Origin of the sequence: Pseudomonas sp. BF-R-30 (assembly GCF_019956175.1) — a bacterium.
In the GTDB taxonomy this organism is placed as follows: Bacteria; Pseudomonadota; Gammaproteobacteria; order Pseudomonadales; family Pseudomonadaceae; genus Aquipseudomonas; species Aquipseudomonas jessenii.
This window is the reverse complement of sequence record NZ_JAHBDE010000008.1, coordinates 24,654-50,812: the sequence shown is the minus strand read 5'-3', so window position 1 is coordinate 50,812 and position 26,159 is coordinate 24,654. Positions and strand designations below refer to the sequence as shown.

The window sequence follows — 26,159 nt, the reverse complement described above, 5'->3', positions numbered from 1 at the left end:
CGGTTTTTTTTGCCTGCGAATACTTGCCTGATGTCCTCCACGGCCCGGCGAAATCTCTGTAGGCAGCAGGCGACCGTTCCTGCTTTCGGTAATGCGGCGGTTGGTTATGTTGGTGTTCCGGAATAATTGCCATGGAACGCATATGAATGACCATCAGACACCGCTTCATCCCGATCTTGTGCCGCTGCGCGAAACACTGACGTCTGTGGTGGGTGCGGCTTTGCCGCAGTCTCCCGAGCAGTTCGGTGCCCAGTTGATCAAGGCAAAATGGGGGCCAGACATCGACCCGCAAAAGGCCCTGTTGGTCACCCTGGATTACCGCTATCGCGGGCACCCACCGCAGGACGGTATCGAGCAAGGCCAGGTGGCAAACACGCAAACCCTGGTGCAGGCGTTGCTGGCGAACTACCAGACCGTCGGTGACGGGCGTTTTGCCGAAAGCGCATTTGGCTTGTACACACCGCCCGATGTCGGTCCGTCCGTTCGCATCGTGGAGCATGTCGATGAATTCGCCGATCACGGCAATGGCAATCACCACACCTACGAAGGGATTTATCGCCAGACCACGCCACAGGTGTATGGGCCGGCAACGCAAATTGCCCTGAGGCCTGCGGCGTTCAAACAGTGGGTGTGGGAGCTGGATCTGCAAACCCGCTATCAGGCTTACCTTGATCGCGCGTGGCCCTCCGATAAGCGTATCGTCCAGGCGGCGCCTTACGACCTGAGAACCTCGGCCAAGGCCGCCTTTATCATGAGCGCCTGCCTGCAACATCAGGAGGGCAGTTTGAGTCAGGAAGGCCTGGTCTTGGCCATGCAGGCCGCCGGGTTGCCAGCGCAGCAGACCTGGAATGCGTTGACCATCGGCCAGGTGCAGGCGCCCACCCGCATCAGTGCGCCGATCGAGGTCGGGCGGCTGACGATCTATCGCTATACATCGGACGATATCTGGTGTTATCGCTACCGTCACAGCGGCCGGGTCTTGCTGAACATTCCCGGCAACTCCTCACCCTTGCATGAATTCGCCGACTTCCGGCACCTGCGCCAATGGATCGTGGACCAAGGCAGGGTTGCCGCCAAACGGCAAGCGCTGGTCGCGCATTTTGCCGAGGACGATCGTGAAGACGGTACCTTCCATGCGGGGGTGTCGACGGCGTTGGAGGGCATGGCGGTTTACCCGAAGGAACACTGGCTGAAAAAGAACGCAGGGTTGTTCAACAACGACGGTTTCTGGGACCCGCAGGACTACATCGACCTTGAACGTGCACCGACTGACACCGACCCGTTCGCGCAATTGGTGCTGACCATGAAGCAGGCCTCCATGGCCAGCGTCAAAACCATCCGCGACGATGCCCAGGTCAATCGCGACAACCTGAGCGCGGTGGTGGAACCGCTCGTGCAGTGGATCAACCGGCTGGGGCCATTGGCATTGTTCATTCCGGGAGGTGAGGGCGTCCTGGTACTGGCCGGGCTGATCGACGCCGGTTATGGCCTCGATCAGGCCGTCAACGGTAAAACACCGGAGCAGCGCTCCGAGGGCGTGACGCGCACGGTGTTTGGCTTGCTCAATGCACTCCCGCTGGCCGGGGCGGTGGCGGCACTCAAGGGCGAAGAAGAAATCGCCGGAACGTTGCACGAACCGCGGGAATCCGGGAGCGAGCCGCATCCCGAAACGCCGGCCGAGCTGGCCCCCGGATCGGCTCCGGTGCCCGTGTCGACACGTGTGGAGCTGATGCGTGGCGTCTGCACCCCCCTTGCTGCCTTCAGTGATGAGGTATTGGCGCAGATCGCCCGGGTCAGTACGGTCGATGACGATATGCTGCGCCTGATGCATGCTGGCCGTCCGCCGACGCCGTTGCTCGCCGACACCATCACACGCTTCAAGCTCGATCAGGAACTCGAAATCGTCGCCGACCCGCAAGCACGGGCCGGATTGTTCAATGCCCGATATCAGGCGCTCCAGCACTCGGACCAGGAGTGGGTTCGCCTGTTTCAGCGTGAGTACCAAGGTTTGCCGAAAAGCGCCGTGGAGCAGATCCTCGACCGTTCGGGAGTTGACATCAATCGGCCCGTCGATGCTGACGAGGCGCTGCTACTGTTCAAGCGCCTGGACAGCAAGTCGCGGGAGTATCAACAACATGTACGACTCAACCGGGCTTATGAAGGTCTGTACTTGCGTTCGATCGTCCATCCGGAAACCGATGTCCTGGCGTTGCATTCCCTGCCACGCCTGCCCGGTTGGCCGAAAGACTTACGCATCGAAGTGCACGACGGGTCAATCAGTGGCCGGGTCCTGGACCGTTGCGGCCCGCCCGATTCGGCGGATTGCCGGCGCTTGATCAAGGTCGGTGATCGCTATCGGTATTCCACGATGGCGGCCACCGACGGCGAGGGTTCGGATCTGTTTACCGCACTGGTCGATCTATTGTCAGGGGAGGAACGCGCGGCGATGTCGCTGCGCTCCCCAGACGCGGCCAGCCAGTTGCGCCTGCGTATTGGCACACATGCCTTGCCCCGCTCCGAGCTGATACTCGGCTTGAATCGAATGGATTCGCGGTTGCCCTTCGAAGCCAGGGGGTTGCGCGGCGGCGGCTTTCCGAATACGCCACAGGCCGCTGCGCTGACCCATGAAATCATGCGACTGCAGGTCAAGAATCTGTATCCGGATTTCACCGATGCCCAGGCGGATGAGCTGCTCCTGATGGCGGGTAACGGCGCTCAAGCGCTGGTGGATCGCCTGATTCTCGAGATGCAGCAGTTGCATGCCGATCTGCGCCAGTGGATCGACCAGGCCGTGCTGGATGTCGATGACATGGATGTGGATTTTCTTGCGGTGGACGATGATGACGCCGCAGGCATGAGCCCTGAGCAGGTGGCGGCACACAATGTCGAACTGCTGCAAACCGTGATTGGCTATGAGCGTGAAACGCGAATTGAATTGGGCGACGAACTGATGGGTATCTGGCAAAAATGCCCGCCCCAGATCAATAGAGTCATGTCCGGCGAGACGTTCTCTGGTTACAGGCTGGATATGGGGTTCGAGGACTACGTTACAGGCTGGATATGGGGTTCGAGGACTACCATAGGTTGCCAACGATGAACGTACGCTTCAATGAGGTCGTCGAGTTATCGATGCGGGGCTTGCACCTGGTCGAGCGCGAGAGCCTGAGCGACTTTCTCGAAAGTTTTCCGAACCTGCGTTCCCTGAACCTGGAACGTGTCGACCTGCGGCAACTCAACGCAGACGGCGTGCTGGAAGGTGTGTTGCCTCCACCGATTCGGCAAATGACCCGCCTCACTACGCTCAACCTGAGTTCCACCTTTTTGCAGCTTCAAGAGAGCACGGCTTCGCAGTTTCGTGAGCTGGCGAGCTTGCAAATGCTCGATCTGAGTGACAACCCGTTGACTGTGCCGCCCGTGGTATTGGGGATGAATGAGCTGCGTGTGTTGAACCTGAGAAACACCGGAATCAGCCATTGTCCGATAGGCATCGCCGATCAGCCGTACTTCACCTCGCTCGACTTGCGAGGCAACCGGATCGGTCGGGTTCCCTACTCGATACTGATTCAGGCGGTGTCCCGGGACCGGGTGAAACTGTGGGGCAATCCGCTGACGGATGAAGACACGTTGTTGCGCCTGGTGAGTCATCGTGAGCGCACCGGTATCAATTTGTGGTTGAGTGAGCCGGGTGCCGATTACGGCAGTGCGACGCCCTGGCTGGAGGAGGGTGATGAAAGCGTGCGCGAGACGCGGCAACAGATCTGGCAACGATTGGCCCTCAAACCATCGGGCAGTGCGTTGCTCCGGGTCGTGGATGGATTGAGCCTGACGGCGGATTTCCGGGTCGGTTATTGGTCGCTGCAGGCGCGTGTGTGGCGCTTGCTCCACGAAGCGGATGCGTCAGAAGAGTTGTGGGGCTGGTTGCTGCACTGTGTCGAAACGCGGATGGTCGATGCGGACAATCCGTTCAGGCTGTTCGTGGTGCTGGAGGATCGAGTCCGGCTGTACTGCGACTGGGTCGCCATGGGGCGTCCGATTCCGCTGGTGGATAATCCGGTGTTTTAGCGCGAAGGGTAAAACCCCTTGAACCCCGGTTCGGGGTTCAAGGGGTGACGGTCAGCGACGACGGAACAGCGGCAGCGGTTCGTCGGCAGCGGCCTGGTAGGTCACCGAGAAGTCCTTGAGGCCTTCAAGGGCTTCGTGCGGGTCTTTGTCGGCGCGAATGGCGAACGCGTCGAAACCACAGCGATGCATGTAGAACAACTGGTCACGCAGCACGTCGCCAATGGCCCGCAATTCGCCCTTGAAACCGTAACGGTCACGCAGCAGGCGGGCGTTGGAGTAGTTGCGGCCATCGGTGAATGCCGGGAAGTTCAGGGCGATGACCTGGAATTGCGCCACGTCTTCTCCGATTTCCTCGGCTTCTTCATCGGCATCCAGCCAGATGCCCAGGCCACCGTCGCGGGCCAGGAGCATGCGGCTGTGTTCGCGCCACAGCTGTAACGGCACGATGAGGTCGTCGCAGTTGCTGATCTCGTCGATGTTGAAGTCCTTGGGCAGCAGGTGCCAGGTTTCGTCGACGACCTCGTTGTTCTTAATGATTCGCTGCATAGACACGCTCCTTGAAGAGGTCGATACCAATACGCTGATAGGTGTCGATGAAGCGTTCGTCTTCGGTACGTTGTTCGATGTACACGTCGATCAGCTTTTCGATCACGTCAGGCATGGCTTCCTGGGCAAAGGACGGGCCGAGGATCTTGCCCAGGCTGGCGTCACGGCTGGCGCTGCCGCCGAGGGAAACCTGATAGAACTCTTCGCCTTTCTTGTCTACCCCCAGGATGCCGATGTGGCCGACGTGGTGGTGACCACAGGCGTTCATGCAACCGGAGATGTTCAGGTCCAGTTCGCCGATGTCGAACAGGTAGTCCAGGTCGTCGAAGCGGCGCTGGATCGATTCGGCGATCGGGATCGACTTGGCGTTGGCCAGGGAGCAGAAATCACCGCCCGGGCAGCAGATGATGTCGGTCAGCAGGCCGATGTTCGGCGTGGCGAAACCTTGCTCGCGCAACTCGCCCCACAGGGCGAACAGCTTGTCCTGCTCGACGTCGGCCAGGATGATGTTCTGCTCGTGGGAGGTGCGCAGTTGACCGAAGCTGTAGCGGTCGGCCAGGTCGGCCACGGCGTCGAGCTGTTTGTCGGTGATGTCGCCCGGTGCAACGCCGGTTGGTTTCAGGGACAAGGTCACGGCCACGTAGCCCGGCTTCTTGTGGGCCAGGGTGTTGCGCACGCGCCAGCGGGCGAAGCCCGGGTGCTGCTGGTCGAGCTCGGCCAGGGCGGCGGACTGGTTGTCCAGCGCCTTGTAGTCCGGATCGACGAAGTGTGTGGCGACGCGCTGCACTTCGGCTTCGGTCAGCGTGGTCTGGCCACCGCGCAGGTGCTCCATTTCCGCATCGACTTTCTGTGCAAAGACTTCAGGCGTCAGCGCTTTGACCAGGATCTTGATCCGCGCCTTGTACTTGTTGTCGCGACGGCCATAGCGGTTGTAGACCCGCAGGATGGCGTCGAGGTAGCTCAACAGGTCTTGCCACGGCAGGAATTCATTGATGAACGCGCCCACCACCGGCGTACGACCCAGGCCACCGCCGACAAGCACGCGGAAGCCCAGTTCGCCGGCTGCGTTGTGCACCGGCTCAAGGCCGATGTCGTGGACTTCGATGGCGGCACGGTCGGAAGTCGAACCGTTGACTGCAATCTTGAATTTGCGCGGCAGGTAGGCGAATTCCGGGTGGAACGTGGTCCACTGGCGGACGATCTCGCACCATGGGCGCGGGTCGATCAGTTCGTCGGCGGCGACACCGGCAAACTGGTCGGTGGTGACGTTGCGCAGGCAGTTGCCGCTGGTCTGGATCGCGTGCATCTGCACGGTGGCCAGTTCAGCGAGAATGTCCGGAATGTCTTCCACGGCCGGCCAGTTGAACTGCACGTTCTGCCGGGTACTGATGTGGGCATAGCCCTTGTCGTAGTCGCGGGCAATCCTGGCCATCATTCGCATCTGGCGCGAAGTCAGTTGGCCGTAAGGCACGGCGACTCGCAGCATAGGCGCGAAACGCTGGATATAAAGGCCATTTTGCAGGCGCAGGGGGCGGAATTCTTCTTCGCTCAGCTCGCCTGCCAGATAGCGTCGGGTCTGATCACGGAACTGCTTGACGCGGTCCTCGATGATCCGCTGATCGTATTCGTCGTATACGTACATATAAGTCCTGTTCTCAGGCTTGGGCCGGTCGGAAACAGCGGCGTTTTTTGGCTTGCTGGCGTCCGATAATACCTCGGCAATTCTGCGCGCACGGCCGCGCACTCCCTACGGAGCCGGGGCACGATACCAGTTTGCAGTTATGCGTAAAAGTGATGTTTGAGCATATGTAAAGAACCAAATCGACTAATGAGAGTCGTTGTTACGAAGACCCTGTTTGTGATGCGGGCAATCGTCGTCTTTACTCTGCTCGAGTCTTTATGCAATCACCGATAAAACCGACAAGAGGCGATGCAATGAGCAACCCAACCAAAGCACGGAAAAGCGATAGCACCGTTGATGCATGGGCCATTTTGTTCCTGATCATTCTGGTCGTGGGGACCGCGGTATTCTGGGTCAGTCATCAGTAAGCGACCCCGTCCGGGCCCGGTTCCGACGATTGTCTGACAAAAACCGGAAAAGTCGCCGTTTTACGGACGTTCGCTGGCTATAATGCGCGGCGAATTTCCGGGGGCTCGGACGACACATGTTGAAGTTTCTAAGGGGTGTATTACTGGCGCTGGGCATGGTCGCGGGACCGTGCGCTCAAGCGGCGTCAGTGCTGTTCCTCAACCCGGGAACCACCAAGGAAGCTTTTTGGGTCAGTTACTCGCAGTTCATGCAGGCCGCCGCCAGGGATCTGGGCATGGACCTGCGGATCCAGTACTCCGACCGGGTGCCTGAAAACATCATCAAGCAGGCGCGCGAAGCCCTCCAGGGACACAATCGTCCCGACTACCTTGTGTTCGTCAACGAACAATCCGTTGCCCCCGAAGTGCTGCGCCTGGCACAAGGCAGCGGGGTGAAGTTGTTTCTGGTCAACAATGCCTTGACTGTGGATCAGGTAAAACTGCTCGGCGCCCGACCCGACAAGTATCCCGACTGGATCGGCAGCCTGGTGCCCAACGATGAGGAGGGCGGCTACCTGATGCTCAAGGAGTTGATTCGGTTGCATCCCCCGGTGGCCCCGGGCCAGATGATTGACCTGCTGGCTTTTTCCGGTTTGAAGGTCACGCCGTCGGCGCAGTTGCGTGAGAAGGGCATGCGTCGGGCGCTGGCCGAACACCCGCAAGTGCGTTTGCGTCAGTTGGTGTACGGCGGCTGGACACGTCAGCGCGCGTACGAGCAAGCCAAACTGTTGTTCACGCGTTATCCGCAGACTTCACTGGTGTGGGCGGCCAACGACGAAATGGCGTTTGGCGTCATGCAGGCGTATGTCGAATCGGGCGGTGTTCCCGGCAAGGATGCATTGTTCGGCGCCATCAACAATTCACCCGCAGCATTGCAAGCGCTGCTCGACAACCGCCTGAGCGTGTTGCTGGGCGGGCATTTCAGCCTGGGCGGCTGGGCACTGGTTGAACTGCATGACTATGACCAAGGGGTCGACATCAGCCAGTACGGCGGTCGGGACCGACAACTTCCGCTGTTGCAACTGATTAACCGGGCGCAAGCCAAACAACTGCTGGCGTTGGGCAGCGCACAGAATTTCGGGGTGGATTTCCACAAGCTGTCGGCGAAGGGGCGACCAGCGTCCTACCGCTATCCGTTCAGCCTGCAAATCCTGATGCACTGAGCCGTTTCAGATCCCTGCCAGCAGCAACACCAGTTTGACGATGCCAAACAGCGTCAGGGCAAACACCGTGGTGAACAAAATCCCCAGGATCACGAAATGACTGGGCTTGCCGTGGGTAAAATCCCGCGCCCGGTTCTTGTTGCTCTGCACTCCGAACGCTGCCGCCATGACACTGTGCAACATCTGCCAGAAGGTTGGCGGCTTGTTGTCGACCGGATCGTCCATAAATCCCTCGCCTGTCAGTAAGTCCTCAGAGCATAGACAATCTGCCGGCCAGTGGTGCGGCCGGCCTGCGAATCGACGCATTTTGAAATCAGTCTGGGCCGATGCGATAACTATCTACCGCAGATACGGTTCACTGAAATGATGTTCTGTCGTTCCATTTTTCAGGAGCGACACAATGTCTACCCATCCCCCCTCTGTGCCCCGTCAACCTCTGGTTGCGGGCCAAACCAGCATTCACCGCGAGCTTCTTGAACAGCTGACGCCTGATTGGTTGATCGATGCCACGCCGCAGCGGCGGGCAGCCATAAAAGCCAGCGGCTCACTCGCGCCGCGCTGGTACTCGCGAGCCTCCAGCGAGCAACAGCAGGCACTGAAAGACCGTTTCAACGACAGCCTGGTTTGCCAGACCCTGCTCGACAAAACCATGTCGTCGCTGCCAGATGCCGAAAGCTTTGCCGAGCCGATACTGCAAAAGGCGCTGAAGGATCAGTTCGGGGTCGAGGCCGATGTCAACAAAACCCTGGTGTGCCTGAGGCGAGCGCTGGAAGTCAGCGATCTTGAAATCGAAATCGGCACATTCGAGGTCATGAAGCTTTCGTTGTTGCAGGCGGCACTGCATAACTTCGAAGCGTCCGAATGCGAGGCGGGCGCCTTTCATCGCGGGTCGGGCTTTGTCGTCGAGACTTCCACGCCTGGTACGTTCGAGGTCGCTACCCTCAACATGTCGGTCACGCAATTCCTTTCACTCTGCCGCAAGCTGGATATCGGCGCGCAGTATCAAACCCGTGTCGAGGCGTTTTTCCAGGCAACGGCTGCGCAGAAGAAATCGACAGTGTCCGAGCAATTCATTGCCAGTCAGAAAGCGGCAATGAGAGCAGCCGCTGAATTGGCGCTGCTGAAAAAAGATATCGAACCCGACGATTACGCAATGATCCTTTCGGTGGTTAATGGCGAGGTCCATCCCCGTGTAGGCAACAGGCCAGTCTGGTTTCGTGACCTGAACCTGATGAAGCGCAGGATGACGGGCTGTGTCGTGTTCAGCATCAGTGAACAATATCGCTATACCAACGACTACATCGTCTACATTCCCCACGATCCCGAGCACCCGCTCAAACGCTATACCTCTGAGCAGCTGCGTGAAGAATTCAAGCGCCAGTTCACCGCCCAGGACGCATTGCCCGCCAGTGGCAGCGAGCCGACCGTCCACCAGCGTTTTTTCAGCCAGTTCGTCGCCTACGCCGACCGCCCTTATTACTTCAGCCAGTTCACCCGCAAGGCTGCCGACTCTCCGACTGATCCTTTGCATTCATTCTGGTTGAAGGTCCTCCAGTACGTGCCCCCGTTGTCGTCCGTCGCCCGCATCAAAGAGCTGCCGCCAGAGCCTGCGGGTAAGCGTGAGCCGGTCGAAGATCCTTATCTCAATCCATTCGGGATGATTCGCGAGGGCGTGGCGGGCATCTGGTCCGCCAACAGCGATCTGTGGACTTATCTCTACGAGCAAAACCGCAAGAAAGTCATCGCCGACGCACGCAGCCATGCGGTGCCCACGGCGGACGTCGATGCGCGAGTACGGGCGCAAAAGCTCAACCACCTGCTGGAAATCGGCATGCTCGGATTGAACATGGTGTCGATGTTCGTGCCGGTGCTGGGGGAGATCATGCTGACGGTCATGGCGGGGCAGTTGCTGTACGAGTCGTTTGAGGGGGCGATCGAGTGGAGTGAAGGGGATCGAACGGCGGCCAAGGCGCACCTGGTCGATGTGGCCGAGAATCTGGCGCTGGCCGCGGTGATGGCCGGTGCGGGCAAAGGCTTGGCCAAGCTGACGGCGGTGAAACCCGAGCCGCTGGTTGAAAGCCTGCAGCCCATCCAGCACGCCGACGGCAAAACCCGCTTATGGAAACCTGACCTGAGCGGTTACGAACGTAACCTCATCCTGCCTCGCCATTCAGTCCCTGATGCGTCGGGGCTGCACCGGATAAATGGCAAAACCTTCATTCGGCAGGGAGGCAAGGTCTACGAAACAACCTTTGACCCATCGCTGAAAAAATGGCGCATTCGGCATCCGACGGATACCGACGCCTGGCAACCCATACTCGAACACAACGGGCATGGCGCCTGGCGCCATGCGCTGGAGCGTCCCCGGACCTGGGATCGGCTGACACTGCTGCGGCGCATCGGCCATACCACCGAGGCATTTTCCGATGAGCAACTGCTCGACATCGCCGAGGCCTGTGGTGTCGAGGACAATGCCTTGCGCAAGATGCACATGGATCACCTGGCGCCGCCGCCGGAGCTGGCCCACGCCTTAGGGCTGTTCGAAGCCGACCCCGGCACCGGCGGACCACTGCTCGAAAAATTGCAACGCGCCAGCCCGGGGCTGAGCAATGCCGCTGCCCGCAGGATTCTGCTCGATGCCAATGCCGAAGAGCTCACCCGCCTGAAATCAACGAGTCGAATTCCCCTGAAAATGCTGGAGGAGGCCCGTTGGTATACGCAACGGGGGCGCCAGGCCCAGGCTTTTACGGGCCTGCGCGCGGAATCTGCGCTGTCCGCTGACAGCCGCTGGCTCGCACTGCATGCCCTGGAAAAAATGCCGGGCTGGTCCGACGAAGTGCGGCTGGAGATCCGCGATGGCCACATCGGGGGTTCGCTTATCGATGGGATTGGCAGCGAGGCCGCGACGATCCGCAAGTACCTGGTTAAAAATGGCCCGTCCTATCAGGCATTCGACGAGCTTGGCGAAACACTTAACGGCGTGCCCGCCACCGGCGATAACTTTTACGCCTCGATCATGCACGCATTGCCCGATGAATCCCGTCGCGCATTGGGCGTTCCACACGTAGGTCAAAGCGCAGGTCTGAAGCAGGGAGTGATCAAATCGGCGTTCGAGCATCGCGCGCAATTGTCGCGCATGCTGGAGCAGCGCAGCGGTCACCGCAAGGCGTTCAAACCACCCGTACGCGTAACCGAGCGCCGGGTCGGCTACTACGCCAGCGGGCGCGGGCAAGGTTTGAATCCTTCGCTGGTGTCGCGGGTTCAGGATGTCTACCCGGCGCTGACGGATCAACAGGCCAATGGATTTATCCTGGCGCAACTGCGCGCGGGAAAAACCGACGCACAGATTTATAGCCTTCTGCAGGAGCGTATGCGCGAGTGGGAGACCCTCGAGGCAACGCTCGATCAATGGGTTGGCGAGCCGACAGCGGGTACTGTCCTGGAGTCGATGCTCGGAGGCAAGGCCTCGGTCGCCGAGAGTCTCAAGGAATCCTGGCGCAATTCGCCACTGGCCGCAGAGCGTTCGCGCTACAGACTGCTTGACCTGGTTTGTGATGACCCAATCCCCGCGCTGTCGGCGGACTTCTCCCATGTGCGAGATCTGTATGTCCGGGGTCGAAGCATCACCGACGCCAATGTCGATGCGATGCTGGCGAATTTTCCAAAGCTCAATCGACTGCGGATCAATGGCACAGGCAACAATTTCAGCACCGTGCCCCAGGTACTGAGCAGCATGCCGGATCTCAGAGCGCTTAGCCTGTATTCTGCTGCGCCCTTCGCCGCAGACATGCCGTCGAGGCTGGGGGCGTTGACGACGCTCGAGGAACTCAGCGTGTATTCAACCTGGGGCGTTCCCGTGGCGCTGGACGTCAGTCGGCTACGCAATCTGCGTCAGCTTGAAGTGATTGCACCGTCCATGGATCAATGGCCAACCGGGGTTCTGGAACTGCCCCGTCTTGAACGTCTGAACCTCACCGGGACTGCCATTAGCACCTTCCCCGATGGCATTTTCGAAGGGCATGAAAAACTCTGGTCCGGGTTGTCGCTGGATTGGTCGAACATGCCGCGTCCAAACTTCAAACAGGCCTATGAGTATCTCCGGCGTCAGCCCCGGCACCTTGTTGTTCTGGAAGAAATGGTCAGGGATTACTGCAAGGGCGAGTTGAAGCGTCTTGCTGAAGGCATCAATTCCCCGTCCGCGGGATTGTTCAATCAATTTGTCGAGCAGTGGCAAGACGCAGGGGCGAGATTCGACGCCGTCGAAGCATTGAGCGAGCAGCATCATCAGCTCAACCGGCAGCTTGATGACTGGTCCCAACGCGCGCTGCAATTGCCCGGAGCGGCGAACGAGATCATGGGGCGTACATTGACGGCAAATGCCCTGAGAGCCTGCTGGCGCAACGGCGCATTCAAACGCTACGGCTCGACGGCTGAAGCTTCGGTACTCGACTGGCCGAGCCTGGCGTTGAGTGAGTTTCCCGAATTGCCGGACGGCGCCTTCCCTGAAGTACGAACCTTGTATCTGAAGGGTAATAGAGCCCCCGTCGAGCAGATCCGCAATTTCGTACGCAAGTTTCCCGGGCTTGAAAAACTTGACGTGAGTGGCGGCGGTCTGGCCGAAGTGCCCTTTGCGCCCGGTGATCTTGAAAAGCTGACTGATCTGGATCTTTCCAATAACGCAATTGTTGGCGACGCCGGGGTTCAGCAAGCTTTTGATGGATTGCAGGCACTGCAATACCTGGACTTGAGCAACAACCCGTTGAATGCCTTGGATGTCAGTGCAATGACCCGCCTCAAGTCCTTGAACCTAAGTGGCACAGCGCTGCAAGAATGGCCGACCGGGGTACAGGAGCTGCCAGAGCTGTATTGGCTGGACTTGCGAGACAGCAGGGTCAACGCGCTGCCGGAGCCGCTTGCGGATGAGACGCTGCTCAAGACCAACCTCGCGGGCACACCTTTAACCCCTCAAGCCGTCGCCATGCGCAACGCAGCCAGGCATCGAATGGAAATGGCCAAATGTCTTCCGGCCGGCGCGCTGGAACGGTTCGACCTGGAACAGGTGCCACAGGATTTCCCGCCGTTCGAAAGCGGCAGTTCGATCGCGCTTCAATTGTTGCCGCTGCCGGAAGTCCCGGCGGGAGAAGGGGTTGCGGTTTTGACAAAGCGCCTGCAACGACTGAAACCGACACTCGCCGATGATGACGCTTTGCAAATGATCGAACAGATGCAGGGGAGCGAAGCTGCGAGCGTGAAAATTGCCGAATGGGAGAAAACCTATGAAACGCTCACGCGCCAATTGAATGGCTGGCTGTTTACCCGGGGATCCCGCGGTAATGGCTGGATGACGTCTTCCAGCATTCGCAGGCAGGCTGCCTTGCGGATCCTCGAATGCTGGCAAACAGGTCTGAGCGGCACGGGCGCGGTGGCTGATGCGGTGCTGGATCTGAACGGTCTGCAACTGGGTGACCTGCCTGAGGTGCCGGTATCGTTCGAGCATGTTGGCACGTTGAAACTGACGAGCGTAAAACTTACCCGGCAAGGTTCCGATGGGTTCCTCAAGGCCTTTACTCGCCTGAAAACCCTGGACCTCAATGGCAATGGGCTGGATGCCGTTCCAGAGCCGGTCCGTTACATGGACAGGCTCGAGCGTCTGGAAATGTCCTCGAACCAGATGGCCGATACCGAGCAGCTGTATGCCTCATTGAACAGTCTGGAGCGTTTGCGCTGGCTGGACTTGAGCTACAACGCATTGGATGCCTTTGATATCAGTATTTTCGAGCAATTGGAGACGCTGGATCTGCGCAACAATAATTTGACCGAATGGCCGGACGGGGTGTTCGACAGCCAACACCTGGGCACGCTCAATCTCAGTGGCAACGACATCACGTCGATCCCCGAGCAGGCCCTGAGTGGCGACCATGACGTTTTGACGGCCGGTACGGATCTGAGCGACAACGACAACCTGTCGCTTGAGAGCCTTGAACGACTCAGGGATTACCGTGAAGCGGGTTTCCACGACACGGTGCTGGGGATCTCGCGGGCCGATCTTGACGAGTTGATCGATGACGCCAACGGCGATGGCGGCGATAGCAGTGAAGGCATCGATACGGATGAGGACCTGTCAGAGACCGAGCCGGATCCCGAGCAGAAAACACCGTGGTTGGCCAATCTTCCTCCTGAGGAGGTGGCGAGCAAAACCGCGTTATGGAATCAACTCGCGGCGGAACCGGGCAATGAGGCGTTTTTTCATCTGCTTTCACGACTGCGGGATACTCAGGAGTTCAGGGTGGCAAACGCCGATCTGACGCGGCGGGTATGGACGGTCATTGAAGGCGCCGCCAGCGATTCCGAACTGCGGGAGATCCTGTTTGCCAGTTCCAGCACCCACGGCACGTGTGTCGACGGTCGAATCCTGACGTTCAGCGGACTGGAAAGCAGAGTCTTCACCCACAACGCCTTGCTTGATATTCCCGTCGGGCGCCCGAGTGTGAAGGGGCATGCACTGCTGAATCTATCCCGGCAGCTGTTTCGACTGGACAAGGTCGACGATCTTGCGAGGAAAATCGCCGCGCAAAGCGGGCAGGATGAAGCCGAAATACGCTTAGGCTATCGAATCGGGCTGACACAAGGGTGGGCGGACGGCCTGGAGCTGCCAGGGCAACCGAAACACATGACCTATGCCTCGGGAGTGACCGCTCAACAACTGGCGGACGCGCGAATCGAGATCGTCAACGCAGAGCAGTCCGATGGTTTCTTTGAAGACTTGATCCAGCGCGACTATTGGGAAAGTTATCTCAAGGAAAAACATCCTGACGTGTTCAAGGCTCTGGATGAGATGGATGTGCAGGAGGAAGTTGAAAACGCTGACGATGCGGCATTACTGACTCAGCTTTTCGAGCAGAGGGCGGCGCGTAACGCGAAGATGATCGAATTGTCCCGACAGGAGGTCGCGGAGCTGACGACTGCCTCAAACAGGTAAATCACCTGTGGGAGCGAGCTTGCTCGCGATGGGGGCTTGATGTTCAACATCAATGTTGACTGATACGCCGCTATCGCGAGCAAGCTCGCTCCCACAAGGTTTTTTTCAGTTGATCACTCAGTTGTCGTAACCGAGATTCGGCGCCAGCCAGCGCTCGGTAACGCTCAGTTCCTGGCCTTTGCGCGACGTGTAGCTCTGCACCTGGTCCTTGTCGATCTTGCCCACGGCGAAGTACTGCGCCTGCGGGTGAGCAAAGTACCAGCCGCTGACCGCTGCCGCCGGGAACATCGCGTAGTGCTCGGTGAGGAATACACCGCTGCGGCCTGCGCGCATTTCCTGGGCCTCTGGGTCTAGCAGGGCGAACAGCTGGGCTTTCTCGGTGTGATCCGGGCAGGCCGGGTAGCCCGGAGCCGGACGAATTCCGCTGTACTGCTCCTTGATCAGAGCCTCGTTATCCAGCGCTTCATCCTTGGCATAACCCCAATAGTCTTTACGCACCTGCTGGTGCAGCCACTCGGCGCACGCCTCGGCCAGTCGGTCGGCAAGTGCCTTGACCATGATCGAGTTGTAGTCGTCGCCAGCGTCCTGGTAGGCCTTGGCCACTTCTTCGGCGCCGATGCCGGCGGTGGTGATGAAACCACCCACGTAGTCGGTCACTTCACTGTCCTTGGGCGCGACGAAGTCGGCCAGGGAGAAGTTCGGCTTGCCGTCGGTCTTGATGATCTGCTGGCGCAAGTGATGCAGCTTGGCCATTGGCTTGCCGTCATCGCCATAGAGCTCGATGTCGTCGTCATGCACCTGGTTGGCCGGCCAGAAGCCGAACACCGCGCGAGCGCTGATCAGTTTTTCGTCGATCAATTTGCGCAGCATTTCCCTCGCGTCGTTGTACAGCGAGGTGGCGGCTTCACCGACCACTTCGTCCTGGAGAATGCGCGGGAACTTGCCGGCCAGGTCCCAGGATATGAAAAACGGCGTCCAGTCGATGTATTCGGCCAGCACGTCGAGGTCGATGTTGTCCAGCACCCGCGCGCCGGTGAAAGTCGGTTTGACCGGCGTGTAGGACGCCCAGTCGAATTGCGGCTTCTTGGCAATGGCTGCGCCGTAGCTCAGACGCTCGGTACGGGCACTGCGGTTGGACGTGCGCTCGCGAACTTCGATGTAATCCTGGCGGGTTTTCTCGACAAAACCGGCCTTGAGTTCCTTGGACAGCAACTGGGTCGCCACGCCCACGGCGCGGGAGGCGTCGGTGACGTAGATCACCGCGTCGTTGCTGTACTTCGGCTCGATCTTCACCGCCGTGTGCGCCTTGGAGGTGGTGGCGCCACCGATCATCAACGGCAGGTGGAAGTCCTGACGCTGCATTTCGCGGGCGACGTGGACCATCTCGTCCAGCGACGGGGTGATCAGGCCGGACAGGCCGATGATGTCGCACTTCTGTTCCTTGGCCACCTGCAGGATTTTTTCCGCCGGCACCATCACGCCCAGGTCGACGATGTCGTAGCCGTTGCAGCCCAGCACCACGCCGACGATGTTCTTGCCGATGTCATGCACGTCGCCTTTTACGGTCGCCATCAGGATCTTGCCCTTGGCCTCCGGCTTGTCGCCTTTTTCCAGTTCGATGAACGGGATCAGGTGGGCCACGGCCTGTTTCATCACGCGGGCGGATTTCACTACCTGAGGCAGGAACATTTTGCCGGCGCCGAACAGGTCGCCGACGATGTTCATGCCGGCCATCAACGGGCCTTCGATCACTTCGATCGGGCGAGCGAAGGACTGGCGCGATTCTTCGGTGTCTTCGACGATGTGGGTGGTGATGCCTTTGACCAGTGCGTGCTCCAGACGCTTGTTGACGTCCCAGTTGCGCCACTCTTCGGTCTCGGCTTCCTTGACGCTGCCGTCGCCCTTGTACTTGTCGGCGATGGCGAGGAGGGCGTCGGTGCCTTCCGGGGTGCGGTTGAGGATCACGTCTTCCACGGCATCGCGCAGTTCCAGCGGGATCTGGTCGTAGATCTCCAGTTGCCCGGCGTTGACGATACCCATGGTCAGCCCGGAGCGGATCGCGTACAGCAGGAACACCGAGTGGATCGCCTCGCGCACCGGGTTGTTGCCACGGAACGAGAACGACACGTTGGACACGCCACCGGAGGTCAGGGCATACGGCAGTTCGTCACGGATGTAGGCACAGGCATTGATGAAATCGACGGCGTAGTTGTTGTGTTCTTCGATACCGGTGGCCACGGCGAAGATGTTCGGGTCGAAGATGATGTCTTCCGGCGGGAAGTCCACTTCGTTGACCAGAATGTCGTAGGAACGTTTGCAGATTTCCTTCTTGCGCGCTTCGGTGTCGGCCTGGCCGGCTTCGTCGAAGGCCATCACCACCACGGCGGCGCCGTAGCGCTTGCACAGTTTGGCGTGGTGAATGAACTGCTCGACGCCTTCTTTCATGCTGATCGAGTTGACGATGCCCTTGCCCTGGATGCACTTGAGGCCGGCTTCGATCACTTCCCACTTGGAGGAGTCGATCATGATCGGTACGCGGGAGATGTCCGGTTCACCGGCAATCAGATTGAGGAAGGTCACCATGGCCTTCTTCGAATCGAGCATCCCTTCGTCCATGTTGATGTCGATCACCTGGGCGCCGGCTTCGACCTGCTGCAGGGCGACTTCCAGGGCTTCGGTGTAGTTGTCTTCACGGATCAGGCGGGCGAACTTGGCGGAACCGGTGATGTTGGTCCGCTCGCCGACGTTGACGAACAGCGAGTTGCGATCGATGGTGAACGGCTCCAGACCCGAGAGGCGGCAAGCCTTCGGGATGTCCGGAATCTCGCGCGGCGCATAACCGGCCACGGCCTTGGCGATGGCCTCGATGTGGCCCGGCGTGGTGCCGCAGCAGCCGCCGACGATGTTGAGGAAGCCGCTCTGGGCGAACTCTTCGATGACCTTGGCGGTTTCCGACGGCAATTCGTCGTACTCGCCGAATTCGTTCGGCAGGCCGGCGTTCGGGTGCGCGGAAACGTGGGTGCTGGCCTTGTTCGACAGCTCCTCGAGGTACGGGCGCAATTCACGGGCGCCAAGGGCGCAGTTCAGGCCGACGGAAATCGGCTTGGCGTGGGCCACGGAGTTCCAGAATGCTTCGGTGGTCTGGCCCGACAGGGTGCGGCCGGAGGCGTCGGTGATGGTGCCGGAAATCATGATCGGCAGTTCGACGCCCAGTTCCTCAAACACGCCTTGTACGGCGAAGATCGCGGCCTTGGCGTTCAGTGTATCGAAAATGGTTTCGATCAGGATCAGGTCGGCGCCGCCTTCGATCAGGCCTTTGGTGGATTCGGTGTAGTTTTCCACCAGTTCATCGAAGGTCACGTTGCGGTAGCCAGGGTTGTTCACGTCCGGCGACAGCGAGCAGGTGCGGCTGGTCGGGCCGAGCACGCCGGCAACGAAGCGCGGCTTGTCCGGGGTTTCCAGGGTCTTGGCGTCGGCGACCTTGCGCGCCAGGCGTGCGCCTTCTACGTTTAACTCATACGCCAGGCCTTGCATGCCGTAATCGGCGAGGGATATCTGGGTGGCGTTGAAGGTGTTGGTTTCCAGAATGTCGGCGCCGGCATCCAGGTAGGCTTTTTCAATGCCGCCAATCACGTCCGGGCGAGTCAGTACCAACAGGTCGTTGTTGCCTTTGACATCGCTTGGCCAGTCAGCGAAGCGTTTGCCACGGTAATCCTGCTCTTCGAGCTTGTAGCTCTGGATCATCGTGCCCATACCGCCATCGAGAATCAGGATGCGCTCTTTGAGGGCGTGCTTGAGAGCTTGAAGGCGAACGCTGCGATCGGACATTTGGACTACTCGGTAAGGCCATGACGAAGGGCCGGGATGATAGCAAACCTGTGCGCTTTTGGAGCGTGACTCGAATTTGCATGAATATCGTTCATGTTGGTAAGGGTGACAGACCGGTAGAATCGCGACGTTTTTTCAGGATTCGGGACCAGGGACATGTCGTATCGCTTCGTCATCGGCACATTGCTGCTGTTTTTAAGCTGGGGCGCCGTGGCGCAAGGCCCGGCGATTTCCTCTGCCATGTCACCTGTTATCTCCTACAGCCGCGACATTCAACCGATCTTCACTGAAAAGTGCGTGGCCTGCCACGCCTGCAATGACGCCGCCTGTCAGCTCAACCTGGGCAGCGGTGAGGGCGCGGTGCGGGGCGCGACGAAAGTCCCTGTCTATGACGGTGACCGCCGCCAGGCGGTTGCACCGACCCGACTGTTCTATGACGCCTCCGGCAAACAAGCCTGGCAGCAAAAGGGCTTCTATTCGGTGCTCGATGCCCAGGGCAGTCAGGCCGCACTGATGGCGCGGATGCTGGAGCTTGGCCACAAGACTCCGTTGCAACCCAACGCGAAGCTGCCGGAAGACATCGTCCTGGGCCTGAACCGGGAAAACATGTGTGCCATGCCCGCGGAGTTCGACGGCTATGCCGCCAAGCATCCGAAGGAGGGCATGCCGCTGGCAGTGACCGGCCTGACCGACCAGCAGTACCAGACGCTGCAACGCTGGCTGGCGGCAGGCGCGCCGATCGATCAGCAAGCGCTGGCGCCCAGCGCCAGGGAAGCCTTGCAGGTGGTGCAATGGGAAAACCTGCTCAATTCGCCGGGAGCCCGGGAAAGCCTGGTGGGGCGCTGGCTGTACGAGCACTGGTTCCTGGCCCATCTCTACTTCAAGGACGGTGAGCCTGGGCATTTCTTCCAGTGGGTGCGTTCGCGCACCCCGACCGGCCAGCCGATCGACCTGATCAACACCCGTCGCCCGAATGATGATCCGGGCACGCAGTTTTACTATCGCCTGTGGCCGGTACAGGGCGTGATCGTGCACAAGACCCACATCACCTATCCGCTGGGTCCGGCGAAGCTGGCGCGGGTCAAGAGCCTGTTCTACAGCGGCAACTGGCAGGTCGACGCATTGCCGGGCTATGGACCGCAGAGCCGGGCCAACCCCTTTGCCACTTTCGAAGCGATTCCGGCCCAGGCGCGCTATCAGTTCATGCTCGATAACGCCGAATACTTTGTGCGCACGTTCATTCGTGGGCCAGTGTGTCGCGGCCAGATCGCCACGGACGTGATCCGCGATAATTTCTGGGCGCTGTTCCAGGCGCCCGAGCACGACCTGTATGTCACGGATCCGAACTATCGCGGGCAGGCCACGCCATTGCTGGCGATGCCGGGGCAGAACGATGATGTCGGCAGCGTCCTCAGCCTGTGGCACGACTACCGTGACAAGCGTAACGAATACGAAGCCTTGCGCCGGGACAGCTACGCCGATGAACCAGCACCGAGCTGGTCGACCCTGTGGGCCGGCAACGACAATGCGTTGCTGAGTATCTTCCGCCATTTCGACAGTGCTTCGGTGACCAAAGGCCTGATCGGCGAGGTGCCGCAAACGATATGGCTGTTCGACTATCCGCTGCTGGAGCGCACCTACTATCAACTGGCAGTAAACTTCGATGTGTTCGGGAACCTGTCCCATCAGGCTCAGACGCGCTTGTATTTCGACTTGATCCGCAACGGTGCCGAACAGAATTTCCTGCGCCTGATGCCCGCCGACTCCCGGGATGACTACCTTGATGACTGGTATCAGAACAGTGGCAAATTCAAGATGTGGCTCGACTACGAGACCATCGACGACGACAAGCCGACCGCGCTGAAGCTTGACGCGCTGGACCCCAAGCGCGACTTTGCCATGCAGTTGCTGGCCCGTTATGGCGATCTCAATGCAAGGCCCGACCCGATCAATCGCTGCGACGGCGCTTACTGTTCGCGGCCAAACATCGATCCGGACCTGCAAAGTGCCGAGCAGGCATTGAGCCGCCTGACTTCGCGTCCGGCCGCCGGACTGAGGGTCATCGATCAGTTGCCGGAGGCCACGCTGCTGCGTATTGAAACCGGCAGCGGCAAGCGTGAGGTCTACAGCCTGTTGCGTAACCGTGCCCACAGCAACGTGGCGTTTTTGCTCGGTGAATCACTGCGCTATCAACCGGGGCTCGACACCCTGACGATTTACCCGGGTGTGCTCAGCAGCTACCCGAACTTCATGTTCAACATCCCGGCCGGGCAAGTGCCGGCGTTTGTGGATGCGATGGAAAGCGCCAAGGACACCGACAGCTTCGAGAAAATCGTCGAACGCTGGGGAATACGCCGCAGTCATCCGCAATTCTGGGCTTATTTCCATGACCTGAGCCGCTACATCCACGAAAACGATCCGGTGGAAGAGGGCGTGCTGGACATGAATCGCTACGAGAACCTCTGATCGGACGCAGATCCCCTGTGGGAGCGGGCTTGCTCGCGAAAACGGTGTGTCAGTCGCAATTGATTTGCCTGACACGACGCCTTCGCGAGCAAGCCCGCTCCCACAATTCTTTCCCGACAAAAATACTAGGACTTTGTCCGGCGCGTTGATTGGCGTAAACTGCGCCCAAGCCTGCGAGGAGTTTCCATGACCGCTATTACCATCACTGACGCCGCCCACGATTACCTGGCTGATCTGCTCTCCAAGCAGAACACCCCGGGCATCGGCATCCGCGTCTTCATCACCCAGCCTGGCACCCAGTACGCCGAAACCTGCATTGCCTACTGCAAGCCGGGCGAAGAAAAACCCGAAGACACCGCGCTGGGGCTCAAAAGCTTCACCGCGTACATCGACCACTTCAGCGAAGCCTTCCTGGACGATGCCGTTGTCGACTACGCCACCGACCGCATGGGCGGCCAGCTGACCATCAAGGCGCCAAACGCCAAGGTACCGATGGTCAACGCCGACAGCCCGATCAACGAGCGCATCAACTACTACCTGCAAACCGAGATCAACCCGGGGCTGGCCAGCCACGGCGGTCAGGTCAGCCTGATAGACGTGGTCGAAGACGGCATCGCCGTCCTGCAGTTCGGTGGTGGTTGCCAGGGCTGCGGCCAGGCCGACGTGACGCTGAAGGAAGGCATCGAGCGCACCTTGCTCGAGCGCATCCCGGAGCTCAAAGGTGTTCGCGACGTGACCGACCACACGCAGAAAGAAAACGCCTACTACTAAGGTGTTCGCTGCGAATTGAAAAAACGGCGCCCCGTGAGCGCCGTTTTTTTATGGGTCGAATTCACTGAAGCCTTCGCGAGCAAGCCCGCTCCCACAGGGGAATGCATTCCAAATGTGGGAGCGGCGGTGCGGCGATCCGACTTGCTCGCGAAGAGGGCGCTATGGGCGATAGAGATGCGCATGCCCCGCACGATACAGCGATGACTCGCTGAAGTGGTCACTGCCCAGCACCCGACCCACCAGAATCAACGCCGTACGACGAAATCCCTTCGATTCAACCTTCCCGGCTATATCTGCCAGCGTGCCCACCACCCAATCCTGATCCGGCCAGCTCGCGCGGTGCACCACTGCAATCGGGCAATCGGCGCCGTAATGGGGCAGCAGTTCCTCGACGATCTTCGCCAGGTGACTGACCCCCAAATGAATCGCCATGGTCGCGCCGTGCTGCGCCAGGCTGGAGAATTCCTCTCCGGGTGGCATGGCGGTTTTGTCGGCGTAGCGAGTCAGGATCACGCTCTGCGAAATGTCCGGCAGGGTCAGTTCCGCGCCCAAGAGCGCTGCACAAGCGGCTGTGGCAGTCACGCCGGGTACGATTTCGAACGCAATGCCCAGTTCACGCAGATAGCGAATCTGCTCGCCAATGGCGCCATACAGGCTCGGATCGCCAGAGTGCACCCGGGCCACATCCTGGCCTTTGGCGTGGGCGGCCTTGATCAGGTCGATGATCTGTTCCAGGTGCAGTTCGGCGCTGTTGACCACCTGTTCGGCACAGTGACCTTCCAGTACGGCGGCCGGCACCAGTGAGCCGGCATATATGATCACCGGGCAACTGCGAATCAGCCGCTGGCCCTTGACGGTGATCAGTTCGGGGTCGCCGGGACCTGCGCCAATGAAGTAGACGGTCATCGTCGGTTCCTGTGGGAAAAAGGGGCTGAACAGGTCTTCAGATGAAGAATGTTCATGATCAAAGGCGGGGATTATCGGTTTTTACGCAGCACCAGCCAATGCCAGGGTTGCCTGGGCATATTTTTGTCGTGGAATCAGCAGTTTTGCCGGGGCCTGGGCCAGTTGTTCGGCCAGGGCCAGTGCGGCGCTTTCCGCAACGCCGTAGCAACCGGTGCGTTCAAACGCTATTTGCGATTGATGGCTGAGTTGCGGTTCATAAGCGGCCAGTTGCTCACTGCTGAAATACATCAGTTCCAGGCCGAGTTGCTGAGCCAGTTCGATCAGTGCAGGTTCGTCGCGCTTCGAATCGATGCTGGCCAGCGCCTTGATTTCATGACGGGCAATCTGGTGCGCCTCCAGCGCCTGATCGAGCAGCGCCAACAACGTGCTGACGGGGCAGCCCCGTTGGCAGCCCAGACCGACCACCAGGGTCGGCGCTGTGCTGACGTCAGTCATGCGTTGTATTGACCATCGCTTTTGCGACGGAACAACCAGGCGCTGATCAGGCCCAGGGCCAGCCAGAATGCCACGTTGGTCAGTTGCGAAGCGATTTTGAACCGGGTTTCCAGTGCCTCTGGAGCAAGCATCGAATGCACCTCCGGTTGCGGCGCGCCAATCACATGGGGAACGGCGAGGATCGCCGCGCCGAGGACTTTCATCAGCCAGTGACGGCTGAACACGATCAGCGCAATACCGACGGCGGTGGAGGCGGCGGTACCGACCCACCACAGTTGCCGTTGTGCCAGGTCGGCGGCGGCAGTGCCTGGCAATTCAGGCGGCAGGCCGAGGGTCGGGGCGAGCACGAAGGTCGCGTAACCGGCCAGGCCCCAGAGCAGGCCTTGAGAGGTTTTGGTCGGCGCACGCAAGGTGTACAGGCCGGCCAGCATCAGGGCGAAACCGACCGCCACCACCAGGTTGCCACCGGTGGTCGACAGCACGCGCTGCCAGCCGTCTTGCGGCTCCCAGGCTTGAGCATCATGAGTGTGGGCAGCCACCGCACCGTCGGCGTGTTCATGCATTTCAACAGCGGCCGGTTCGGCTTTTTCGTAGGTCTCGGCCTGCAAAATCAGCGGGGCGACCCAGAAACTTTGCAGCAGGGTCAGCAACAGGGCGGCCAGCAGCCCGGTGAAACCTGCGGTTTGCGCAATACGCTTGATCATGTCGACAGCTCTCAATGGCACGGGAACGCGGAGCTGTGACGGGTATCGTGGGCGGCGTTGTGCACCGCTTCGATGTGCGAGAAACCGGCGAAATACACAAGGCACGCGCCCAGGATCGACGCGCAGACGGCGGCGGCCAGACGTTGAGTCAGGGTTGAGGTGGTGCTCGCGGCTGTGTGTTCGGCGCTGCTGATGATCGACATGGCGTTTCCCTCTGGTCTGTCAGCGGGGAATTAAGAGCGCATGTAAAAACCCGCACGACCAGGCGCGCAAGGTTTCAAACAGCGCCCGCCCACCGCGGGTTTGTTGGTTCAGTGATCGTACTGGTCACTTTGTGTTGCGGGCCGGTCTCCGGGCTCACGAGGGGCAAAGGCTTGCGCCTGGACCTGAAAGCATCACCTTCCCATGCCGCAGTGGCACAGTGGATCTGACGCTTCGCTCGCTTACCGTTGCGGGGGCAGCACCGGACTGACATGGCTTAAGAGTAAAGCACATGATTCACCGGTTTCCCGTTTCACCCTGTGAAGGGCACCCGTAACAAGGTGTGTAGGAGAGCATGGGCGGGGGTTGGGCGTCAATTGGCAGGGGTTCTCGTTTGAGTTTCTGTGGCGAGGGGGCTTGCCCCCGTTGGGCTGCGAAGCGGCCCCCTTACTTTTATCCAGACAAAGCGTGCACTCTGGATTTGCGACGGCTTCGCCGCCGAACGGGGGCAAGCCCCCTCGCCACAGGGATCGCAAGCATTGACCCGCCCCAAGACCATGCGTAGCCTTGCGCTTTCGAGGTTCTTCGGCGTTTGTCGAAGCTAAGAAGGGAACGCGGTCAATGCCGCGGCTGCCCCCGCAACTGTGAACGGTGATGTTCGTTGCCACGCCACTGCTGACTCAATTCATGAGGCCGGCGGGAAGGCGCAGCGAATGCCAGGCTCAAGCCCGGCACACCGTCAGCCAGGAGACCTGCCTCGTCACAGATTCTCACTTTCAACCGGGCGGGGTGATCCGGTGGCGAACTCTTCAGGTAATCGCGTGCGCGTTGCCGGTCGTCGTCCCGTATGCCCGCCAGCTTAGCCATAGGGCATCCGATGAAAACACTGGCCAAACTCCCCGTCACCATCGTCACCGGCTTTCTCGGCTCGGGTAAAACCACGCTGCTGCGCCACATGCTCGACAACGCCCAGGGTCGCCGCATTGCGGTGATCGTCAACGAATTCGGTGAATTGGGCATTGATGGCGAAATCCTCAAGCAATGCTCCATCGGTTGCACCGAAGAAGAAGCCAACGGCCGTGTCTATGAACTGGCCAACGGCTGCCTGTGCTGCACCGTCCAGGAAGAATTCTTCCCGGTGATGCGCGAACTGGTGGCCCGTCGCGGCGATATCGACCACATCCTCATCGAAACGTCCGGTCTGGCACTGCCAAAGCCGCTGGTGCAAGCCTTCCAGTGGCCGGAAATCCGCAGCGCCTGCACGGTAGATGCGGTAATCACCGTGGTCGACAGCCCGGCCGTGGCCGCCGGCACCTTCGCCGCGTTCCCGGATCAGGTCGACGCCCAGCGCAAACTCGACCCGAACCTGGACCACGAATCGCCGCTGCACGAACTGTTCGCTGACCAACTGGCCAGCGCTGACCTGGTGATCCTCAACAAAACCGACCTGATCAACCCGACGGACCTGGCCCGTGTGCGCCTGGAAGTCGCCGAGGAATTGCCGCCAGCGGTGAAAATCATCGAAGCCAGCAGTGGTCGCCTGCCGCTGGACGTGCTGATCGGCCTGGGTGTCGGCTCCGAAGAACACATCGACAGCCGCCACAGCCACCACGACCATCATCACGATGGCGACGACGATCATGATGACCACGATCACGACGCCTTCGATTCGATCTCCATCGAACTGCCGCAAGCCGACGAAAGCCTGCTGCTGGACGCGCTGACCCAGTTGGTGGTCCAGCACGGCATCCTGCGCGTCAAGGGCTTTGCGGCGATTCCGAACAAGCCGATGCGCCTGCTGATCCAGGGTGTGGGTACGCGTTTTGACAAGCATTTCGACCGCCAGTGGGGCGCCGAAGAGGCGCGAGTCTCTCGCCTGGTGCTGATCGGCCAGAAACTGGACGCCACTGTTCTCGAAGCGCAACTGCGCGCCGCGCTCAGCGTGTAAGC

The 26,159-nt window shown here is 60.0% G+C and carries 13 protein-coding genes, 1 pseudogene and 2 riboswitches; of the genes and pseudogenes, 6 read left to right on the top strand and 8 right to left on the bottom strand.

Going from position 1 to position 26,159, the window contains the following annotated elements:
• The first annotated feature begins 142 nt into the window (after positions 1-142).
• Positions 143-4,062: pseudogene (locus KGB20_RS05620) on the top strand (dermonecrotic toxin domain-containing protein).
• A gap of 51 nt (positions 4,063-4,113) precedes the next feature.
• Here KGB20_RS05620 and KGB20_RS05615 read toward each other — a convergent pair.
• Together KGB20_RS05615 and KGB20_RS05610 are read right to left on the bottom strand one after the other, a co-directional pair.
• Entirely contained in the window at positions 4,114-4,608 is a 495-nt protein-coding gene (locus KGB20_RS05615; protein ID WP_057714377.1) for a DUF934 domain-containing protein, read from the bottom strand.
• Entirely contained in the window at positions 4,592-6,250 is a 1,659-nt protein-coding gene (locus KGB20_RS05610) for a nitrite/sulfite reductase (RefSeq protein ID WP_159390134.1), read from the bottom strand. Before KGB20_RS05610 ends, KGB20_RS05615 begins: the two co-directional genes overlap by 17 nt.
• A 523-nt stretch (positions 6,251-6,773) precedes the next feature.
• On the opposite strand from KGB20_RS05610, the gene KGB20_RS05605 reads away from it, so the two are divergent.
• Positions 6,774-7,859: an ABC transporter substrate-binding protein gene (locus KGB20_RS05605; RefSeq protein ID WP_150814454.1), complete on the top strand. Its 1,086-nt coding sequence runs from the start codon at positions 6,774-6,776 to the stop codon at positions 7,857-7,859.
• 6 nt (positions 7,860-7,865) lie between these two features.
• On the opposite strand, the gene KGB20_RS05600 is transcribed toward KGB20_RS05605, so the two are convergent.
• Positions 7,866-8,084: a DUF2970 domain-containing protein gene (locus tag KGB20_RS05600; protein ID WP_057714552.1), complete on the bottom strand. Its 219-nt coding sequence runs from the start codon at positions 8,082-8,084 to the stop codon at positions 7,866-7,868.
• Between the two features lie 175 nt (positions 8,085-8,259).
• Here KGB20_RS05600 and KGB20_RS05595 point away from each other — a divergent pair, with 175 nt between their 5' ends.
• Complete coding sequence (locus tag KGB20_RS05595) at positions 8,260-14,838, top strand: NEL-type E3 ubiquitin ligase domain-containing protein (RefSeq protein ID WP_159390133.1); 6,579 nt, start codon at positions 8,260-8,262, stop codon at positions 14,836-14,838.
• A 117-nt stretch (positions 14,839-14,955) separates the two neighbouring features.
• Here the strand turns inward: KGB20_RS05595 and metH are convergent, their stop codons facing one another.
• The gene (gene metH / locus KGB20_RS05590; RefSeq protein WP_159390132.1) at positions 14,956-18,666 is read right to left on the bottom strand and encodes a methionine synthase; all 3,711 of its coding nucleotides are present in this window, start codon (positions 18,664-18,666) and stop codon (positions 14,956-14,958) included.
• Positions 18,667-18,822: 156 nt separating this feature from the next.
• Between metH and KGB20_RS05585 the strand changes: the two genes are divergently transcribed.
• Together KGB20_RS05585 and nfuA are read left to right on the top strand one after the other, a co-directional pair.
• Positions 18,823-21,132 (top strand): fatty acid cis/trans isomerase, encoded by a 2,310-nt coding sequence (locus KGB20_RS05585; RefSeq protein WP_159390131.1) that lies wholly within the window; start codon positions 18,823-18,825, stop codon positions 21,130-21,132.
• Between the two features lie 186 nt (positions 21,133-21,318).
• Complete coding sequence (gene nfuA / locus KGB20_RS05580) at positions 21,319-21,903, top strand: Fe-S biogenesis protein NfuA (protein ID WP_008059275.1); 585 nt, start codon at positions 21,319-21,321, stop codon at positions 21,901-21,903.
• Positions 21,904-22,062: 159 nt separating this feature from the next.
• On the opposite strand, the gene cobM is transcribed toward nfuA, so the two are convergent.
• The 4 genes from cobM to KGB20_RS05560 all read right to left on the bottom strand — a co-directional run bounded on the left by cobM (position 22,063) and on the right by KGB20_RS05560 (position 24,211).
• Entirely contained in the window at positions 22,063-22,809 is a 747-nt protein-coding gene (gene cobM / locus KGB20_RS05575) for a precorrin-4 C(11)-methyltransferase (protein WP_150814460.1), read from the bottom strand.
• A gap of 81 nt (positions 22,810-22,890) precedes the next feature.
• Positions 22,891-23,304, bottom strand: coding sequence for a cobalamin biosynthesis protein (locus tag KGB20_RS05570; protein WP_102671349.1), 414 nt, complete (start codon positions 23,302-23,304; stop codon positions 22,891-22,893).
• Entirely contained in the window at positions 23,301-24,008 is a 708-nt protein-coding gene (locus tag KGB20_RS05565; protein WP_150814461.1) for a CbtA family protein, read from the bottom strand. Before KGB20_RS05565 ends, KGB20_RS05570 begins: the two co-directional genes overlap by 4 nt.
• Positions 24,009-24,019: 11 nt before the next feature.
• Positions 24,020-24,211: a CbtB domain-containing protein gene (locus KGB20_RS05560; RefSeq protein ID WP_057714565.1), complete on the bottom strand. Its 192-nt coding sequence runs from the start codon at positions 24,209-24,211 to the stop codon at positions 24,020-24,022.
• A gap of 121 nt (positions 24,212-24,332) precedes the next feature.
• Positions 24,333-24,559: riboswitch (cobalamin riboswitch) on the bottom strand.
• Between the two features lie 211 nt (positions 24,560-24,770).
• Positions 24,771-24,984: riboswitch (cobalamin riboswitch) on the top strand.
• Positions 24,985-25,086: 102 nt separating this feature from the next.
• On the opposite strand from KGB20_RS05560, the gene cobW reads away from it, so the two are divergent.
• Positions 25,087-26,157 (top strand): cobalamin biosynthesis protein CobW, encoded by a 1,071-nt coding sequence (gene cobW / locus KGB20_RS05555; protein ID WP_159390130.1) that lies wholly within the window; start codon positions 25,087-25,089, stop codon positions 26,155-26,157.
• Positions 26,158-26,159 lie beyond the last annotated feature (2 nt).

What these genes read in the sequence shown, in the direction of transcription:
- KGB20_RS05610 (WP_159390134.1), bottom strand. Translation starts at nt 6,250, where the DNA reads ATGTACGTATACGACGAATACGATCAGCGGATCATCGAGGACCGCGTC.
- KGB20_RS05565 (WP_150814461.1), bottom strand. Translation starts at nt 24,008, where the DNA reads ATGATCAAGCGTATTGCGCAAACCGCAGGTTTCACCGGGCTGCTGGCC.
- KGB20_RS05585 (WP_159390131.1), top strand. Translation starts at nt 18,823, where the DNA reads ATGTCGTATCGCTTCGTCATCGGCACATTGCTGCTGTTTTTAAGCTGG.
- cobM (WP_150814460.1), bottom strand. Translation starts at nt 22,809, where the DNA reads ATGACCGTCTACTTCATTGGCGCAGGTCCCGGCGACCCCGAACTGATC.
- KGB20_RS05615 (WP_057714377.1), bottom strand. Translation starts at nt 4,608, where the DNA reads ATGCAGCGAATCATTAAGAACAACGAGGTCGTCGACGAAACCTGGCAC.
- nfuA (WP_008059275.1), top strand. Translation starts at nt 21,319, where the DNA reads ATGACCGCTATTACCATCACTGACGCCGCCCACGATTACCTGGCTGAT.
- KGB20_RS05605 (WP_150814454.1), top strand. Translation starts at nt 6,774, where the DNA reads ATGTTGAAGTTTCTAAGGGGTGTATTACTGGCGCTGGGCATGGTCGCG.
- KGB20_RS05600 (WP_057714552.1), bottom strand. Translation starts at nt 8,084, where the DNA reads ATGGACGATCCGGTCGACAACAAGCCGCCAACCTTCTGGCAGATGTTG.
- KGB20_RS05560 (WP_057714565.1), bottom strand. Translation starts at nt 24,211, where the DNA reads ATGTCGATCATCAGCAGCGCCGAACACACAGCCGCGAGCACCACCTCA.
- KGB20_RS05595 (WP_159390133.1), top strand. Translation starts at nt 8,260, where the DNA reads ATGTCTACCCATCCCCCCTCTGTGCCCCGTCAACCTCTGGTTGCGGGC.
- KGB20_RS05570 (WP_102671349.1), bottom strand. Translation starts at nt 23,304, where the DNA reads ATGACTGACGTCAGCACAGCGCCGACCCTGGTGGTCGGTCTGGGCTGC.
- cobW (WP_159390130.1), top strand. Translation starts at nt 25,087, where the DNA reads ATGAAAACACTGGCCAAACTCCCCGTCACCATCGTCACCGGCTTTCTC.
- metH (WP_159390132.1), bottom strand. Translation starts at nt 18,666, where the DNA reads ATGTCCGATCGCAGCGTTCGCCTTCAAGCTCTCAAGCACGCCCTCAAA.